At 44.2% G+C, this 17,038-nt stretch carries 18 protein-coding genes and 1 tRNA gene; 10 read left to right on the forward strand and 9 right to left on the reverse strand.

Annotated features, from left to right (window positions below; genetic code table 11):
- Nucleotides 1–123 precede the first annotated feature (123 nt).
- Both ACQKMP_RS07800 and ACQKMP_RS07805 read left to right on the forward strand, forming a co-directional pair.
- Nucleotides 124–702, forward strand: coding sequence for a chromate transporter (locus ACQKMP_RS07800; RefSeq protein ID WP_427469123.1), 579 nt, complete (start codon nucleotides 124–126; stop codon nucleotides 700–702).
- Entirely contained in the window at nucleotides 702–1,241 is a 540-nt protein-coding gene (locus ACQKMP_RS07805; protein WP_339245854.1) for a chromate transporter, read from the forward strand. The genes ACQKMP_RS07800 and ACQKMP_RS07805 overlap by 1 nt, the downstream gene beginning before the upstream one ends.
- A 5-nt stretch (nucleotides 1,242–1,246) precedes the next feature.
- Here the strand turns inward: ACQKMP_RS07805 and ACQKMP_RS07810 are convergent, their stop codons facing one another.
- Nucleotides 1,247–1,624 (reverse strand): PH domain-containing protein, encoded by a 378-nt coding sequence (locus ACQKMP_RS07810; RefSeq protein WP_060625452.1) that lies wholly within the window; start codon nucleotides 1,622–1,624, stop codon nucleotides 1,247–1,249.
- Between the two features lie 308 nt (nucleotides 1,625–1,932).
- On the opposite strand from ACQKMP_RS07810, the gene ACQKMP_RS07815 reads away from it, so the two are divergent.
- The 3 genes from ACQKMP_RS07815 to ACQKMP_RS07825 all read left to right on the forward strand — a co-directional run bounded on the left by ACQKMP_RS07815 (nucleotide 1,933) and on the right by ACQKMP_RS07825 (nucleotide 4,559).
- Nucleotides 1,933–1,995: a cytochrome c3 family protein gene (locus tag ACQKMP_RS07815; RefSeq protein WP_379423559.1), complete on the forward strand. Its 63-nt coding sequence runs from the start codon at nucleotides 1,933–1,935 to the stop codon at nucleotides 1,993–1,995.
- 99 nt (nucleotides 1,996–2,094) lie between these two features.
- Complete coding sequence (locus ACQKMP_RS07820; RefSeq protein WP_427469124.1) at nucleotides 2,095–4,065, forward strand: ABC-F family ATP-binding cassette domain-containing protein; 1,971 nt, start codon at nucleotides 2,095–2,097, stop codon at nucleotides 4,063–4,065.
- Between the two features lie 26 nt (nucleotides 4,066–4,091).
- On the forward strand, nucleotides 4,092–4,559 hold the full coding sequence (locus tag ACQKMP_RS07825; protein ID WP_379422937.1) for an ASCH domain-containing protein: 468 nt from the start codon (nucleotides 4,092–4,094) through the stop codon (nucleotides 4,557–4,559).
- A gap of 101 nt (nucleotides 4,560–4,660) precedes the next feature.
- On the opposite strand, the gene ACQKMP_RS07830 is transcribed toward ACQKMP_RS07825, so the two are convergent.
- The 4 genes from ACQKMP_RS07830 to ACQKMP_RS07845 all read right to left on the reverse strand — a co-directional run bounded on the left by ACQKMP_RS07830 (nucleotide 4,661) and on the right by ACQKMP_RS07845 (nucleotide 7,022).
- Nucleotides 4,661–4,813, reverse strand: a complete 153-nt coding sequence (locus ACQKMP_RS07830) for a hypothetical protein (RefSeq protein ID WP_156113065.1) — start codon at nucleotides 4,811–4,813, stop codon at nucleotides 4,661–4,663.
- Nucleotides 4,814–4,981: 168 nt separating this feature from the next.
- Nucleotides 4,982–5,599 (reverse strand): NUDIX hydrolase, encoded by a 618-nt coding sequence (locus ACQKMP_RS07835; protein WP_042185753.1) that lies wholly within the window; start codon nucleotides 5,597–5,599, stop codon nucleotides 4,982–4,984.
- A gap of 31 nt (nucleotides 5,600–5,630) precedes the next feature.
- On the reverse strand, nucleotides 5,631–6,584 hold the full coding sequence (locus ACQKMP_RS07840) for a TRM11 family SAM-dependent methyltransferase (RefSeq protein ID WP_341127416.1): 954 nt from the start codon (nucleotides 6,582–6,584) through the stop codon (nucleotides 5,631–5,633).
- 42 nt (nucleotides 6,585–6,626) lie between these two features.
- Entirely contained in the window at nucleotides 6,627–7,022 is a 396-nt protein-coding gene (locus ACQKMP_RS07845) for a winged helix-turn-helix transcriptional regulator (protein ID WP_081382709.1), read from the reverse strand.
- Between the two features lie 290 nt (nucleotides 7,023–7,312).
- Here ACQKMP_RS07845 and ACQKMP_RS07850 point away from each other — a divergent pair, with 290 nt between their 5' ends.
- Nucleotides 7,313–8,668 (forward strand): dipeptidase, encoded by a 1,356-nt coding sequence (locus ACQKMP_RS07850; protein ID WP_339269469.1) that lies wholly within the window; start codon nucleotides 7,313–7,315, stop codon nucleotides 8,666–8,668.
- 141 nt (nucleotides 8,669–8,809) lie between these two features.
- Here the strand turns inward: ACQKMP_RS07850 and ACQKMP_RS07855 are convergent.
- From ACQKMP_RS07855 to ACQKMP_RS07865, 3 genes are all read right to left on the reverse strand, one after another.
- A tRNA-Gly gene (locus tag ACQKMP_RS07855) sits at nucleotides 8,810–8,883 on the reverse strand.
- Nucleotides 8,884–8,996: 113 nt separating this feature from the next.
- Nucleotides 8,997–11,123, reverse strand: coding sequence for a putative bifunctional diguanylate cyclase/phosphodiesterase (locus ACQKMP_RS07860; RefSeq protein WP_427469125.1), 2,127 nt, complete (start codon nucleotides 11,121–11,123; stop codon nucleotides 8,997–8,999).
- A gap of 330 nt (nucleotides 11,124–11,453) precedes the next feature.
- Nucleotides 11,454–12,413 carry an aldolase catalytic domain-containing protein gene (locus ACQKMP_RS07865; protein ID WP_170880320.1) on the reverse strand — a complete coding sequence of 320 codons (960 nt, stop codon included), beginning with the start codon at nucleotides 12,411–12,413 and terminating at the stop codon, nucleotides 11,454–11,456.
- A 335-nt stretch (nucleotides 12,414–12,748) separates the two neighbouring features.
- Here ACQKMP_RS07865 and ACQKMP_RS07870 point away from each other — a divergent pair, with 335 nt between their 5' ends.
- From ACQKMP_RS07870 to ACQKMP_RS07885, 4 genes are all read left to right on the forward strand, one after another.
- Nucleotides 12,749–12,919, forward strand: coding sequence for a FeoA family protein (locus ACQKMP_RS07870; RefSeq protein ID WP_231573393.1), 171 nt, complete (start codon nucleotides 12,749–12,751; stop codon nucleotides 12,917–12,919).
- Nucleotides 12,916–14,928 carry a ferrous iron transport protein B gene (feoB, locus tag ACQKMP_RS07875; RefSeq protein ID WP_042185744.1) on the forward strand — a complete coding sequence of 671 codons (2,013 nt, stop codon included), beginning with the start codon at nucleotides 12,916–12,918 and terminating at the stop codon, nucleotides 14,926–14,928. Before ACQKMP_RS07870 ends, feoB begins: the two co-directional genes overlap by 4 nt.
- A 44-nt stretch (nucleotides 14,929–14,972) precedes the next feature.
- Complete coding sequence (locus ACQKMP_RS07880) at nucleotides 14,973–15,152, forward strand: FeoB-associated Cys-rich membrane protein (RefSeq protein WP_076298228.1); 180 nt, start codon at nucleotides 14,973–14,975, stop codon at nucleotides 15,150–15,152.
- Between the two features lie 103 nt (nucleotides 15,153–15,255).
- A complete protein-coding gene (locus tag ACQKMP_RS07885) occupies nucleotides 15,256–15,402 on the forward strand; it encodes a hypothetical protein (protein ID WP_179085847.1) in 147 nt (48 codons plus the stop codon).
- Between the two features lie 106 nt (nucleotides 15,403–15,508).
- Here ACQKMP_RS07885 and ACQKMP_RS07890 read toward each other — a convergent pair whose 3' ends face one another.
- Complete coding sequence (locus ACQKMP_RS07890; protein ID WP_427469126.1) at nucleotides 15,509–17,014, reverse strand: leucyl aminopeptidase; 1,506 nt, start codon at nucleotides 17,012–17,014, stop codon at nucleotides 15,509–15,511.
- Between the last annotated feature and the right edge of the window lie 24 nt (nucleotides 17,015–17,038).

Raw genomic sequence — 17,038 nt, forward strand, 5'->3', positions numbered from 1 at the left:
ACCTCAAAATAACCATCCTCTTTTTGTGATTCATGCACAAACATTAGCTAATTTCTAGTCAACCTCGTAGCTTCACACATATGATTTGTATAGAATGGGCTCTAAACACAAGGGGGGTCTCACGTGATATCCATCCATAAAGACTATGTACAATTAGCTATCGCCATGTTCAGAACTGGGATTGTCGGCTATGGCGGAGGGCCTTCCGTGATTCCATTAATCCGGCATGATGCGGTAACTCGCTACACTTGGCTAAGCGATGATGAATTCGGGGAGACATTGGCGATTGCCAACGCGCTACCGGGACCTATTGCTACCAAAATGGCGGCTTATCTTGGATATAAACTTCGAGGAGTTAGGGGGGCGATACTGTCAGTTCTGGCACATATTTTACCTAGCTGCCTGGCTATGATCATACTGTTATCAGCTGTAAATTATTTAAGTAGCTCAAAAGTAGTAGCTGGAATGATCGCGGGGGTATCTCCTGTCATTGCTGTCATGTTAGGAATAATGGCATATGAGTTTGCGCAAAAAGCCTATAAAGGGCTAGGAAAATATCTCAGCGCTGTCTTCATCCTTCTAGCCTTACTTCTGCTACAAATAATTCACATACATCCAGCTCTCGTAATCGTACTTTTTCTAGGTTACGGAGCCGTTCATTACCGGATCATCGCGAAGCAACAACAAGGAGGATCAAATTGATGGACTGGTTAGAGCTCATATACGGATTTTTCATGGCGAATTTGCTTGGATACGGCGGTGGTCCTTCCTCTATTCCATTGATGTATCAAGAAATCGTTCCCCATTACGGCTGGCTGACCGATGAACAGTTTTCTAACATGCTTGCACTTGGCAATGCACTGCCTGGCCCGATTGCTACCAAAATCGCAGCTTACGTCGGCTATGATGTCTACGGCTGGTTAGGACTCATCATAGCTTTGTTAGCAACCGTCTTGCCCTCCGCAGTAGCGCTTATTATCCTGTTAGAGGTCATGCAAAAATACAAGCAATCCCCCGTAGTGAAAGGGATGACATTGCTTGTCCAACCCGTTATAGCAGTTATGATGGCTGTACTCACTTGGACAATGGCCAAAGGTCCTGCGGACTCTATCGGAATCTGGCAAACACTGTTCATTGCCGCAATCGCATTCTGGGCCATCAAGCGGCTTAAGCTGCATCCTGCCTTTGTCATCTTAGCCGCTTTTGCCTATGGTGGTCTGGTACTCCGCTACACGGTCTAACTAAACTATTTTAAAATATATTGTGACAATACCGCCTGTACCTCATAAATATTCACGGATTTATTAAAGGTCTTCTTGAGTGGCACAGTGCTGCTGGAAATATAGATACATAGCTCCGCATCCAGATCAAAGTGCCCTGCCGTCTCCACGGAATAATGCGAGATGCTTTTGTATGGGATGGAATGATAGTCCGTCTTTTTCCCCGTCAGTCCCTGTTTATCCACTAGAATCAGTCGTTTGTCTGTAAAAATAAACATATCTCTAATCAGCTTGTAGGCTCGTTCAATTTTCTCTTGAGGGGCAAGGATTTGTGCATATTCCCGCTGTACCTCCGCTAGATTTACTTGTGATGCATTACCCATCAATCCGTCAAAAAGTGCCATATAACTTCCCCTTTTCATCTGTTATTTTTTAGTGGCACATCTCCCCACACATAGAACCATATTATTCATCGATTCATATTCTATGCAGTGTAAAACTTCGCTTTGCCATCTTTTTACTTGCTAAATTTCCGATTATTGTTTACACTGTCATTAAATTTGTTAAGAAAGGGGTGTGGAAGGAATGGATCACAACTGGACCAACAGTGTTATGAGTCGGCTACCTAAAGCGATAGCTGGCATTGCTCATGTAAATGGCGATAACGGGAGAAGTCTGTCCATTTCCATGAATTTAATAACACTACACAATTGTGAAATGCCTTTCCTGCCATCACCCGGACGGATCAGTTAACCGGAGAATGATAAGGCCGTAGGGAAATTTCCCTACGGTCTTTTTTTATGGTTTTTTACAGAATTCCAGTTTCGATTTAGGGTTCTGGCGGTGCAAAGGGCATTCTTAAAGGAGAATATATATGATTATTCAATGCCAAAATGTTCAAAAATACCACGGTGCACAGCTCGTACTAAATAGCATCACCTTCGATATCCGCCAAGGAGAAAAAATCGGTCTAATCGGCCGCAATGGCTGCGGTAAAACTACACTTTTCCACTTACTGAATGGCGAAGAGCGCCCCGATCAAGGGCAAATCTCAATTCGCAAAGGTAGTGTAGTAGGAATGCTGGCTCAAATTCAAGAGGTTAACGAAAAAGAAACCGTATATGAAGTTCTACAGCGTAGCTTTGCTGAACCTTTGCAATGGCAACAACGCCTGCGAGAGCTGGAGCTTGAAATGTCCACCTTCAATACCGGAACGGATGAAATGCTATGGAATCGGCTGCTGAAAGAATATGGTAGCCTTCAGGATAAATTTGAGACCGCAGGAGGTTACGAAATTGAATCCTCCATTCAGCGAGTTGCCATTGGTCTAGGAATCGGAACTGGGCAATATAACCGACTCTTCTCCTCTCTTTCTGGCGGCGAGAAAACTAAAGTCGGACTCGCAGAACTCCTGCTGCGTAGACCTGATGTACTTCTACTCGATGAGCCAACCAATCATCTAGACATGAACGCCATCGAGTGGTTAGAGCAGTACTTACAGAGCTATGACGGTACAGTGCTAGCCATTTCCCATGATCGTTACTTCCTCGACGCTGTAGTCAAAAAAGTGATCGAGATTGAGGATGGCGAGGCTTTTACCTTCCATACCAACTACAGCGGCTATCAAATAGAGAAGGAAACACGTCTACTTCAACAATTTGCTGATTATCAAGAACAACAGAAAAAAATAAAGCAAATGCAGGAGAGCATCAAACGCCTCATCGAATTTGGGAATCGGGGAACTCCCCCAAACCCTGCCTTTTACCGGCGTGCAGCTTCCATGCAAAAAGCACTGGATCGTATGGTAAAGGTTAAACGTCCTATTCTAGAGCGCAAATCGATGGATTTGCAGCTACAGCAAAATGATCGCTCCGGGAATCAAGTCGTCATACTGGAGGATATCGGTAAGGCATATGGAGAGAGAAGCCTGTTTACAGACGTAAACGAAGTTCTTCGCTACGGAGAAACTTCGGCACTTATCGGTGGTAACGGGGCAGGGAAAAGTACACTTTTAAGAATTATATTAGGTCAGGAGACGCCAGACACCGGAAGCTGCACGCTTGGTTCAAGAACCGTTGTTGGCTATCTCGCGCAAGAGGCTGTCCCTGACAATAACAAACAATCCGTACTCCGCTACTTCCGTGAAGAGGCCGGACTAGAAGAAGGTGAAGCGCGCGGGCAGCTCGCACGTTTCCTATTCTATGGTGCCGATGTATTCAAAGACATCACGAATCTATCCGGAGGAGAATGGACCCGCCTGCGTTTCGCTGTGTTGATGCATCGTAAACCAAACCTGTTAATTCTGGATGAACCAACGAACCATCTAGATATTGACTCCCGGGAAGCGCTAGAGGAAGCATTAGAAGAATTTCCAGGTACAGTGCTGGCCGTTTCACATGACCGCTACTTCATTAATCGTCTGTTCCATAAGCTCTGGTCCATTGAAAGTAGACGATTTGGAGTTTTCAACGGCAACTATGAGTATTACAAGGAGAAGCAAGCTGAACAGGCGTTAGCAGCACCAGTCTCTATTCCTGATCAGCCTAAGTCTTTCTCTTCAGATGGAACCCCTGCACGCTCCGGTAAGCCTCAATCTAACCGTTCCGTGAATGTTAATGTCACTACGGCTAACTCGTCCAGTTCCCGCAAGAAGAGTATCCACTTTGATTGGGAAAAGGCTATTGCCGAAGTTGAGGATCAGCTTGGGGAAATCGATGCCAAAATGCTAGATCCACTGATCAGTAGCAATGCGGCAGAGCTCGCCGAGCTACAGAAAGAACGCGATGCAGTGCAAGAGCAACTAGATGAGCTCTATGCGGGCTGGATGGAAACTGCGGGACACTAACGATTATTAAATGAGGAGATACGGATATGAGCAACGAAACGAAGATTAAGCTTTTTTGGGAAGAATACACCCAGCTTCATCCACAAGCAGCGGATAACTACGAGGCTTGGGCCTTTGGCGACAGTCCTCAAATGGCCGATGAACTGCTAGATCTGGTGATCCGTAGGATTAAGACAGGAACCGCTTCGAACTATGAAATTTATGCAGTCTGTGACGAGACCTTACCAGAAATTGGACGACATAGTATCCTGCTGGACGGCCGTGGTAATCCGCAAGCAGTGATCGTTACGACAGATGTGCAAATTACACCTTTTGATGAGGTAGGCGCTGACTTTGCCTATAGCGAAGGCGAGGATGACAGAACGTTAGAGTCGTGGCGCCATGAGCATGAGAAGTTCTTCTCCAGAGAATCCTTAGCGTTCTTGAAGAAGCCTTTTGATCCAAAGATGAAGGTAGTTTGCGAGAACTTTAGACTGTTATATTCGAAATCTTGAGAAACACAGGAAACTAAAAAGGCGGCCTCTTCAGTTACGAAGAGACCGCCTTTGATGTATACTATACAACTAATAGAGTTAGATAATTATTAAAATACGGCTCAGCGCCAAAACCCCAGAATCCAGCCAATCACAGAGATCCATAACGGAATGCTGATTAAGATACCCCAAACCAGCCCAGTGGCAATATTGCCCTCTGCAGGACGCACCACATTTTCCTGTTTCAATGGAATGCTCAACTCTTCTTGTTCCATGCGATCCCCTCCTAAAATTCTTATCGTCACAGTAGAGGAAAAAATGTAGACCGCTCGACCTAAAAGCTTAGAATACCAACATTGTAAGTGCTTACATAATAATTATTACCCATCATTTACATCATTAAAAACATCACTTTACGGAAGTCATACATAATATGCAAATTCTTAGTCCAATATTACTACTTTTTCTGGATTTCGTAAATATTCAAACATCGTTTCAATCTGCTCACTTGTATTCCTCTCTAATGAGAGCTCAGGCAGTTCATCTTCAGCAAAAAAGGATACTTCACTCGTCTCCACCCCTTGCAGCGCCTCGCCGCCTACAATTCTGCACAAAATAAAAAACTTATACACGTGATACGGCTCCGGAGGATGGTTATGAAATTTCTTATCTAAAACAGCCAGCAAGCGAATTGCTTCTGTCTCAAATCCTGATTCTTCTTGAATTTCCTTAACAACGACTTCACTCGGTGACAGACCGATATCTCCCCAGCCCCCGGGAAGCGCCCACTTTCCATCCAATTTCTCGCGGACAAGCAGGATTCTGTCATCCTGAAAAACAACCCCACGGATATCCACTTTCGGCGTAGAATAGCCACCCTCACTAGCAAAGGAGAGTCTTATTCTCTCCTTGCTTTCGAACGTATAATTAGCGAGGATATCTACACTTAGCTCCCGCAAAGCTTGATACCGTTCTATATCATAGACATCTTTAGCGTAAGTTAGTCCAGTCTGTGCGATGGCCTGTATTTCTTTAGCCCAGGTTAACCATTTCTGCTCCATTGCTGCACCCCTTTAAATAACTTGATTAGGATTACTGGCAAAGCATTAAATGACGGGAGAACAAACCTTTTTTAGCTTCACAGCGGTCTATAATCGTAAATCCAGCCTCCGTGATCATCTCATCCATCGGTTCAATCGCAACGATAACTACCCGATCTGCAATCCGGCGCGCATTCACTAGAATCGCAAACTGTTCCTCAGGTGTAATACTAGAATATAGATTATAAGGCATATCTACAATAGCTACATCGTAATGTTCTGTGATGTCAGCAATATCTCCAAGCGTAACCTCACTTGTGAATCCAAAATGGGCAATATTCGTTCTGGCACCGATCGCGATTTGAGGGTTAATGTCACGTCCAACCATATTGATTCCCATCGAGAGGGCTTCTACCATTACTGTTCCGATGCCGCAGCAAGGATCGATAGCTCGTACACCTTCCGGATTCGGAACGGCTATATTGACCGCAGCTCGGGCTACACGTGTGCTAAGCGCGATAGAGTAGCTACGCGGCTTTTTCATTTGACGGAACCAGGTGGCCTTGTTCTTATGATAAGCTCCAAAGTACCAGCGACCGCCCAGCGTAACAATGCCGTATACCAGCTCTGGATGGTTTACATCCGCTTCCCCTTCAATCCGCAGCCCAATTTCTCGCTCGATCACTCTTCGCTCATCATATTCTATTTTGTCCGCAGGGGACAGATCATTGGTCTTCACAAAAATAACCTTAAATGTCTTACCGCCAAGCTCCACCTGCTCCGTTTGATCATAAATCTCAGGCAAGCTGTCTCCTTCGTACATAACATCAATTCGTTCTTTTATGAAGGGACTGCGGCTGACATCCACCTCTACCTCACTCTTAAAGATTGAAGAAGGTACTTCCTCTCCAAAAAGACAACGAAGCTCCATCTGACATAGTGATAACTCGTCCTCTGAACAGGTGTAAGTATATAAAAATGTGTTTTTTTCACTTTTCTTTTGCAAAATAATCCATCCTCTATCCCAGTAAATTGTAAACCTAGCTTGCTACTCCAACATTTCGTGCTGACGATCATACCCTATACGCGCTTTGGCGATTTCAGCGTTGTTTCTATTGACCCATTCCACTAGGGAAGTTAAAGGATCCAGCAAGGACTCTCCTAAACTTGTCAGACCATATTCAACAGTCAAAGGTACCGTAGGCGTAACTTTACGCCAAACTATACCATCTCGTTCTAAATGACGCAGGGTTTGGGTCAGCATCCGTTGTGATATACCACCAGAACGCCGCTGAAGTTCTTTAAACCGCAATGCTTCTGCACCCAAATTGACAATGATGAGCACACTCCATTTGTCCCCAACCCTGTCGAGAATCTGGCGGGTGATGGAGCAATCCTCTAGCGTCGGCATTAGCCGAATGGGTTCGTCCATTGAATGTTCCAAAGTGGTTACCTCCATAGGGACTCAAGCATGTAATAGTGCCTTCTTGTCCCTTAAGTTTAATCAGCTTATCATGGTTACTGTTAGTAATCAACAACCGGAAAGGAACTATTAATTGCGAAAAAAAGCTCCGGTCACGAGGATCAGATAAGACGTCTTTCTAATCGCTTTTGATCCATAGTGAGTTCTCCAGTATAATGATTCCTATAGAATGCTAAACAAGACGGTCACACATGACGATTAAGCTCATAGCCGGTTTTGCGCAGCAAAACTTAAGGAGGTACATACACACTATGTCATATGAAACGTATTTTTCAACACACCGGGATGAACATCTCGAAGAACTAAAACAATGGCTCAAGATTCCAAGTATTTCTGCCTTGTCTGAGCATAAGGACGATGTACTAGCTGCAGCCCATTGGCTGACAGACACACTAAAGAAAGCTGGACTTGAGAACATTGAACTTCATCCGACAGCGGGACATCCCGTCATATATGCTGACTATCTTCATGCTCCGGGTAAACCAACCATTCTTGTATACGGCCACTACGACGTGCAGCCAGTAGATCCGCTAAACCTGTGGACTACACCTCCGTTTGAACCAGAGATCCGTGACGGCAAGCTGTATGCACGTGGAGCAACGGATGACAAAGGACAAGTATTCATTCACCTCAAAGCGATTGAAGCAATCCTGAAACAAGAAGGGACTCTTCCTGTTAACATCAAGCTCTGTATCGAAGGCGAAGAAGAAATCGGCAGCGCAAATCTCCCTCCATTCCTGGAAGCTAACAAAGAGAAGCTGGCTGCAGATGCGGTGCTAGTCTCCGATACTTCCCTGCTGGAACGTGGTCGCCCTGCAATTTGCACAGGACTACGTGGCCTAGGATCACTTGAAGTGAGCGTTACTACAGCTCTTACAGACCTGCACTCCGGTTCTTACGGTGGTGGCGTTCCGAATGCACTGCACGCTCTCGTGTCCCTGCTCAGCTCCCTTCATGACGACAAAGGCCGTGTTTCTGTAGAAGGCTTCTATGATGGTGTACCTGAACTTTCTCCAATGCTACGTGAGGAATTCGTGAAGCAAGGCGTGAATGAAGATAAGATTCGTGAAGGACTTGGACTTGATGCGTTATACGGCGAAGAAGGTTATTCTTTTGTAGAACGTATTGGTGCTCGCCCTACACTTGAACTTAACGGTGTGTATGGCGGCTTCCAAGGCGAAGGAAGCAAGACTGTTATTCCAAAAGAAGCACATGCCAAGATTACTTGCCGTCTCGTTGGCGATCAGGATCCACAGCATGTTCTTGATGCCGTTGAAGCGCATCTGAAGGCTAATATTCAAACCGGAGCGAAAGTACATGTGACGCAAATGGAGAAGGCACGTGCCTTTAACATCGATCCATCGAACCCTATTCTGCAAACTGCAGCAGACGCTTACGGCAAAGTATACGGAACCCGTGCCCTCTTCACCAAAGACGGTGGCTCCATTCCGATCATGGAAAGCTTCTCCCGTGTACTTGAAGCACCCGTGGTCCTGATGGGCTTTGGCCTTGATGATGAGAACCTGCACGCACCGGATGAGCATTTCAACCTGGAGAACTTTGATAAGGGACTGCTCACCATTGTTGAGTTCTTGAAGACTGTTTAAGAGAATCAGGTAGTATAACAAAGCCAGACTCCTCTTCATTGAGGAGCCTGGCTTTTTGATATCTAAGAATAGTTCATAACAAAACCATCAACCAAAACATAAAAAAATCCTTGCATCGCAAGGATTTGAAAGTTTAAATTATGGAGCGGGTGATGGGAATCGAACCCACGCTATCAGCTTGGAAGGCTGAAGTTCTACCATTGAACTACACCCGCATTGGAAAGTGAGTACAAGAGATATTGTATCACCCCCATAAATAAAAATCAACATTTTTTTATGCGAAATATAAGACATAGAGTATGGTGTGAAACTTATACTTTCTTATATTCTACAAGGAAGCGCCGAGGGGAGCCTTTTTCAAAAATGAGGTCTCAAATTCAGCTGCTTGAATAGGTTTACTGAACAAAAACCCTTGAGCTTCATGGCAATGCTGCTCACGCAAAAACTGCAGCTGCTCCTTGTTCTCCACCCCTTCTGCGGTAACCTTAAGCTTCAAATGATGCGCCATAGAAGTAATCGTGGAGACTATTGCCGCATTATTACTGTCCTCCATAACCTCGGAGACAAACGATCTGTCAATCTTTAGCCTGTCGATCGGCATATCCTTCAAATAGTGCAATGAGCTATAACCTGTACCAAAATCATCGATGCTAATGAACACACCTAGCTCTTTCAAGCGCTTCAGCTGATCAAAAGCCGTTTCTTTATCCAAGGTCATACTCTCTGTAATTTCAAGATCAACATAACATGGATCCAAACCAATATCGGTCAGAATGGTATGAATTTTACCAGCCAGGTTCGGCTGAAGGAATTGACGCATAGATAAGTTGATAGAGACGCATATCGGCTGGTAGCCTGCTAGCTGCCACTGTTTATTTTGCTGGCACGCCATCTTCAGTACCCATTCCCCAATTGGAACAATTAGCCCGCTATCCTCAGCTAATGGAATAAACTCATTAGGTGAGACAATACCACGCTTAGGATGATTCCAGCGCAATAAAGCTTCCATACCTACAATCTCTTCTGTCTCCAGCTGCACCTTTGGCTGATATAAGAGATAGAACTCATCACGCTCAAGCGCTCTTCGAAGGTCATTTTCCAGCTTCAGGCGTTCCTTTGCCTTCATCTGCATGGCTGGGATATAACGACGAATCTCCACGCCCTGCTCCTTCGCATTATGAACAGCAGTATCCGCATTTTGAATGAGATGTTCAGCAGTTTCCCCGTCACCGGGATAAATACTCATCCCCAAGCTGAGTGAGATATGGTACTCGCCAGATTCTATATTAACGGGTGCTTCAAATAATCTGAGCAACTCTGTAGCTCGTGCCAAGCATTCTCCAAGACTTGCTCTTTCTGTCATTAGAAAAGCAAACTCGTCCGCTCCCATACTATACAGCTCTTCACTGGATCTAGCCTCATTACTGAGACGCTCAGACACCAATTTCAATAAAAGGTCTCCGGCATAATGACCCAGAGAGTCATTTATATTCTTAAAATGATTAATATTCATAATGGCCAAAGCTGAGAATTGATCATTTGTGTCCGTCTCTCCAGCATCAATCATTTCTTCTACACGCTGTGTCAGCCGACGTCTATTAGGAAGTCCTGTTAAATCATCATGATACGCCAAATAATTGATCCGTTCTTCGGCCAGCTGTTTCTCGTAAAATGGTTCTTCAATTGTCAGACGATACACGCCGGTAAGCAACTGGTAATAAGCAATTCCGCTACATAACATCCCAAAGAGATCATCAATATTTCCGCCACTTATGGGAGTCATAAAAAAAGCCTGGCCTAGCGAGAAAAAGATAAGTGCCCGAATAATAACAAGCAGCGAGGCTGACTTTTCATTATTCCCAGGAAATACGATGGCAGCAACACCTGCTAAATAAACAAAAAGTACTGCCAGATCAACGAATTGTTTAAGTGTACTCATCCAAGGCTTAGTAAATAACTCAGGCACTGCTGAGTGGATAAATACAAATAATGCGATGAAGAGCACGATCAACATGAAGGCGATTCTGAATACATTTCTTTTTTCGGTAACGGTCACAGGTTTATCTTCTCTACTAAAAATAAACAATATACCCAGCCCGCTGGATAGTCGTGAAAAGGTAAGCAGCCACCTTGATTCCTCAGGGGTTATAAACGATGAAATCAATGGAAATGCTACAAAGCCGAGTGTATGCAAGAAGTCAATAATACATATTCCACCAAAAAGAGCTGCGACATATAATCTTCCTTTAGATAATCTGCTAGAGAAGAACAACCAGCCCTGTGCAAATATCGCAAATCCAAAAGCAACAGTACAACAGCCGACAATGAGATAGAGTGCAGAAATAATTTCCCAATTGTCCAATCGGTTTAACGATGTATGGAAAATTTGAATGAATAGGAACAGTAAGGCTCCTATAATAGCCGCTTGAATTGTCTTTTTCTCTTCTTGTCTCATAGATCCCTCGCGTCTGAAAATGATGTCGATTATTAAGCAACTATGTATAGTCTTGTCCTATGTATAAATATCGGCTAGATCGGTCTTTAAAGTTACATTTCTTTTGTGAGGTCGTATTTTTATGGCGATTATTCATAAATCTTGCATAAATATAAACCATTTTCTTCTAGCAGGCAAGCAAAAATACCTTCAGGCTTCTTATTAGAACGGTAAGTATTTTAGCGAAAAATATTAGAATCATTTATCAGAGAAACTTATAGAAATTTTATTTTTATTCAAAAAAAAAGCACTTCCCCCTACGAACGGGTTCAGTGCTTCTGAACAACAGGTTTATTTATCTCCGAAGTTAACCTCTGGTGTTGTAAGCTTATCATAGAAATCAACCGCTTTATCCTTATCCGCCGATGCGCGAAGCGCCATTGCTGAACGTGGATGCTCATCAAGCGTTCCAGTGATCATGTAAGGAATGATATAGCCCCACTCTTCTTTTTCACGTAAAGGAATCATCAGGCGTTCAATGATATCAATTACAGGGCGCAATGTGTAGCGTGTATTCTTCAAATGAGTCACTAGCAGCTCTGTAGGACAGTTCCCCGCAGCACGTCCCATTCCATAACAGGAAGCGTCCAGCAGCTCTACACCTTTCTCAGCAGCAATCAACGTATTGGAGAACGCGAGTTGAAGATTATTGTGGGTATGTACGCCCAGGCGTTTGTTTGGCAAATGAGTTTTGAACTTCTCAACTAAGTAATTGATGTCGTTGTGATCTAGACTACCGTATGAATCCACAATGTATACCACATCAACTACACTCTCACGAATCATTTCGAAAGCTTCTAATAATTCATTCTCCATTACATTCGACAAAGCCATAATATTGATCGTTGTCTCATAGCCTAGATCATGAAAGGTTTGTACCAGCTGTAAGGCTTTCTCCACATCTTTGCTATAACAAGCTACCCGAATCAGATCCAGCATACTTTCGCTGCGAGGTAAAATATCATTTTCATCCACACGACCGATATCAACCAAAGCGGAAAGCTTCGTATGTCCCTTTTGCGGGATAACTTTACGTAAGAAGTCATCGTTCAGAAAACGCCATGGTCCAGCACCTTCTGCTCCTTTGAGCAGTTTAGGGGAGTTTTTATAACCGATTTCCATATAGTCAACACCAGCCTCATTCAAGCCGGCATACAAATTTTGCACAAATTCCACGCTGAAATCCCAGTTGTTAACGAGCCCCCCATCGCGAATGGTGCAGTCAACAATTTTACATTGATTAGTCTTCATAATTATCTCCCTTCAATTCCTGCAATCATCGTATGTGCTATTGCAATCATTATAACCTCTAGCATAGCTTTACTATGCAATTTATATCGTTCAATCATACTTTAATGAAGAATAAATTGTAAAGGTATTTCGCCTTTAGCACTTTAAAGTAATTACCATAGTAGGTCAGGGACAAATGTCACAGTATACAAACACTTAAAAATGCTACATTACAAGAAAACAGTTGAGATTGATTCTCAATCTCTTTTGGAGGGATTACAATAGCTACTTCTACCTGCTGTTCCTTACTGCAATTACAACCTGGCGCTGCTGGAAATATTCATAAAATAGAAGGAATGAACCCCGTTCTACGCCGTCGTCTTGCTGATCTCGGAGTGTCAGAGGGTGTGAACATCCGTCTTAAAGGAAAGGGACCTTTTTGGGGACCGATTACGCTAGAATGTAACGGCCAGCTGTTCGCCATACGCCGCAAAGAAGCTTCTCTGATTGAGGTGAACGTATCTTGAGTTCTATAGCTCTTGTGGGCAATCCCAATACAGGTAAGACCTCTCTCTTCAATACATTAACGACTTCATACGAATATGTAGGTAACTGGTCAGGCGTTACGGTTGAGAAAAAGATCGGAAATCTGAAGAACGGGGCAGGCAAGCTCATTGATTTGCCCGGCATCTATTCTCTGCACCCACTCTCCCGTGATGAAGGGGTCGCAGCCCAATATCTGATAGAAGAATCCCCTGAAGCATTAATCAATATCGTGGATGCATCCCAGCTGGAACGTAATCTGCTGCTCACGCTTCAACTACTTGAGTATGGCAAGCCTACTGTACTCGGTCTTAATATGATTGATGTCGCTAATGCGCGTGGTATTCATATTAATCAAACCATTTTACAATCAAGATTGGGTGTCACCGTCCTCCCACTTATAGCAAGAACCGGTAAAGGCAGCGTACAGATGCTCAGCATCCTCGAGGAATCGTCAGCTATTCCTGCTGTAAAGTTCAAGCTGAATTATGGTGAGGTCGTCGAGCGAGCGATATCTTCTATAGAAAAGGAATTACGTTCTATAAAAGATCTGCCCAATCACCGTTGGGTCGCTCTACAGCTATTGGAGCAGAATCCGGTTATACTTCAGTTTCTGAAGTCGCGTATAGATGTTACGGGACTGCTAAATATCTGTGAGTCTTGTCAGAGTGAGCTACAAATCAAAAAACTCGCCCTGACACTCCCGCAATGGATTCGCTCGAACCGTATGGAGTATATTCGCAATATTTGTGTCGAAGTCCTTGATACGACAGCTCAGAAGCCCCATAACTTAACCGAAAGATTAGATTCGGTATTGACTCATCGATTTTGGGGACTGCCCTTATTTATTTTCTTTATGTATGCTCTCTTTAAGACAACATTTGACTGGGTTGGCGGCCCCCTATCGGATATCGTAGATGGCCTGATATCCGGCCCTATTAGTGATGGAACGAACTCACTGCTTCAGACCATTGGAGCTTCAGGCTTCACGCATGCATTGATTGTGGATGGCATCATCGGCGGTGTAGGCGGCGTACTGGTCTTTGTTCCGCAAATCTTTATTCTCTTTCTGATCATTTCCTTCCTAGAGGATTCCGGATACATGGCAAGGGTCTGCTTGTTGATGGACAGCACCATGGAACGAATGGGACTGAACGGAAAAGCATTCATTCCATTTATCATTGGTTTTGGTTGCAATGTACCGGCCATTATGGCGGCGCGAAGCATCGAACAGCCCAAAGATCGCATGCTGACAACACTGTTAATGCCGCTGATGTCTTGTTCTGCAAGATTACCTGTTTATGCATTATTCGCAGTTGTATTCTTCCCTGAGCAACAAGCGTTTGCCGTTCTCTCTATGTATGTTATGGGGATTGTGTTTGCCCTAATTCTTTGTAAGGTATTCTCTAAATACTTATTCAAGAATGAATCCTCCGTCTTCATCATCGAACTTCCTCCTTACCGTATGCCGCAGATCAAAACCTTATCGCGCAGCACTTGGGAGAAGGGCAAAGGGTTCCTTCGTAAAGCGGGAACGATTATTCTAGCTGGATCAGCCATTATTTGGTTCATGTCTTATGCTGGTCCTGGCGGATTTGATGTAGAAATGGATCATAGCTATCTAGCTAAATTCGGAGGCATGATTGCACCACTACTGGAACCGCTTGGTTTCGGAACGTGGCAGGCCGGCTCTACCTTGGTCCCAGGATTTTTAGCGAAAGAGGTTGTAGTGTCTACGATGAATATCATCTATCACGCACCAGATACCGCTGGATTAGAGAATCAAATTTCACAAGTCTTTACACCGCTGAGTGCAATCAGCTTTATGGCCTTTATCCTGTTATATATTCCTTGTCTGGCCACTGTAGGGGTTATCAAAAAAGAAACAGCCTCTTGGAAATGGACTTTCTTCTCTATTGGCTATTCTCTTGCTCTGGCATATATCGTATCTTTTGTTATTTTCCAAGGTGGGCGATTATTAGGCTGGTCGTAGAACTTGTAATTCGTTGATTCTCTTAATGAAAGTGGGGCACCGTAATGGTAAATGTTCTAATCGTCACTCTGATCTTCGGTTATTCAGGCTGGATCATCTATCGACATGTGCAAAAGGGCAAGCAAGGCGCTTGCGCTGGCTGTGATAAGGGCAAGACCTGTTCTGCAGCGTCTTTAGATTCTCCCCTCTCCTGCTGCTCAACACCTGTTAATAAGAAGAAGTAGGCTTGCCTAACCGTTATATGAAAGGGTTCATAGTTTAGCTTGCATTGCTTTCGGGTATGTTTGTTATAAGCAACTACAGACCATACCTAAGGAGGTAATCACTATGAACACAAAAAAAACATTTTTCACAACAGCCGCATTGGGCGTAGCCTATTTACTGAAGAATAAGGGAACTCGCGATAAAATAATGAACAGTATTCAATCCTTTACTTCTCAATCAAAGGCTAAAAAATCCAGTGGCAATATTTAATCTTCAGCATTCTTACAAAAGCAAAGAAACCTCGCCTTAGGGAATGGTCGGTCTTCCATCCATTGTCCTAGGGCGAGGTTTCTTTTTGTTGATTATGAAGAGCTAATCATTCGCTTTCGCTGAGCAACCACTGAACCAATGTGCGAACCATGACTCCTGTACCGCCTCTAGGATTAACTCCACGTTCTTTAGAAAGAAATGCGGTTCCAGCAATATCTAGGTGTATCCATGGCAGACCTTCCGCAAACTCACCTACAAATAACCCAGCGGTAGTGGCTCCCCCGAACCTACCTGCGGTGTTACGGATATCGGCCACTTCGCTCTTTAGCATTTCGCGGAATTCCGGGTAAGCCGGAAGCTGCCATATTTTTTCACCCGAAACATTAGCTGCTGTCAGAAACTGCTCCATAAATTCCTCGTTGTTAGTAACAGCACCTGTAGCTATATCTCCTAATGTCGACAACACTGCACCTGTCAGCGTAGCGACATCAATAACACGTTTCGCTCCCCATTCCCGGGCATAGGTCAGCGCATCCCCAAGTACAAGTCTCCCTTCTGCATCGGTATTCAATATTTCTATAGTTCTTCCGCTCATTGATGTAATGATATCCCCGGGTTTAAAGGCATTAGCAGATGGCATATTCTCAGCGGATGGAATGACCATTAAGACATTAATTCGTGGACGTAATCGGCCTAATGCCTCCATAACTCCAAGCACAGCCGCTGCGCCTCCCATATCACTGATTAACTCTTCCATCCCTGGGGCTCTTTTTAAGGAAATTCCCCCCGTATCAAAAGTAATCCCTTTACCGACCAGCCCCACTACATTATCCCAGTGCCCCGTTCCCTGGTAACGGATGACGATCATTCGCGGAGGGTTTACACTTCCTTTTCCGACTGCGAGCAATCCGCCCATTCCTTTTTGCTCAATTTCTCGTTCATCCAGCACTTCGGAAGGAAATCCATAACGTTCAGCAACTTCTATAGCGGCCATAGCTAGGTCAGATGGAGTCAGCAGATTGCCGGGCATATTCGTCAAGTTCCGTGCCAGATTCGTAGCCTCACCAAAAGCCAGCCCTCTCTGCATGCCAAGATTCCAGTCACGCTCGAAAGTATCCGCTGGCTTCTTCTCGATAGTAAAAATAACCGAGTTTGGACCTATATATTGAGATTGCTCCTGCTTATAGGTGGGACGACGATAGGAACCAAGTGACAACCCCTCAGACAACGCATAGGCAATAGATACGATATCCTTATCTTCTGTTAGCTCCTGAACACCTTCAGGCAACTGAAACACTAGCTGTATTGCCTTCAATCGAAGTGCTGCACGTGCTATCTGAACCGCCATTTGACGTAGGTCTTCAGTACTAATTAATTGGTCCCCTTTTCCAACTAAAATAGCTATAGGACAACCAGATGGATAATCTAACGGCAGTACATAAGTCTGATTCAGCTTCCCACTAAAGAGACCTGACTTTCCTAATAATCGAATTCTGTCATTCCACCTCTCTGAGAGGCCGCCATGTTGGGCTTCCGACTCAGAGATGATAAGAATAAGGGCATCACCCTGTATTTCATTAATGGCACTGCCGCTATTAAATTCTATATTCATTGTGTCTACCTCCATTTGTCTCCC

Source organism: Paenibacillus sp. NPDC101420 (genome assembly GCF_050277435.1).
Taxonomy (GTDB): Bacteria; Bacillota; Bacilli; order Paenibacillales; family Paenibacillaceae; genus Paenibacillus_AQ.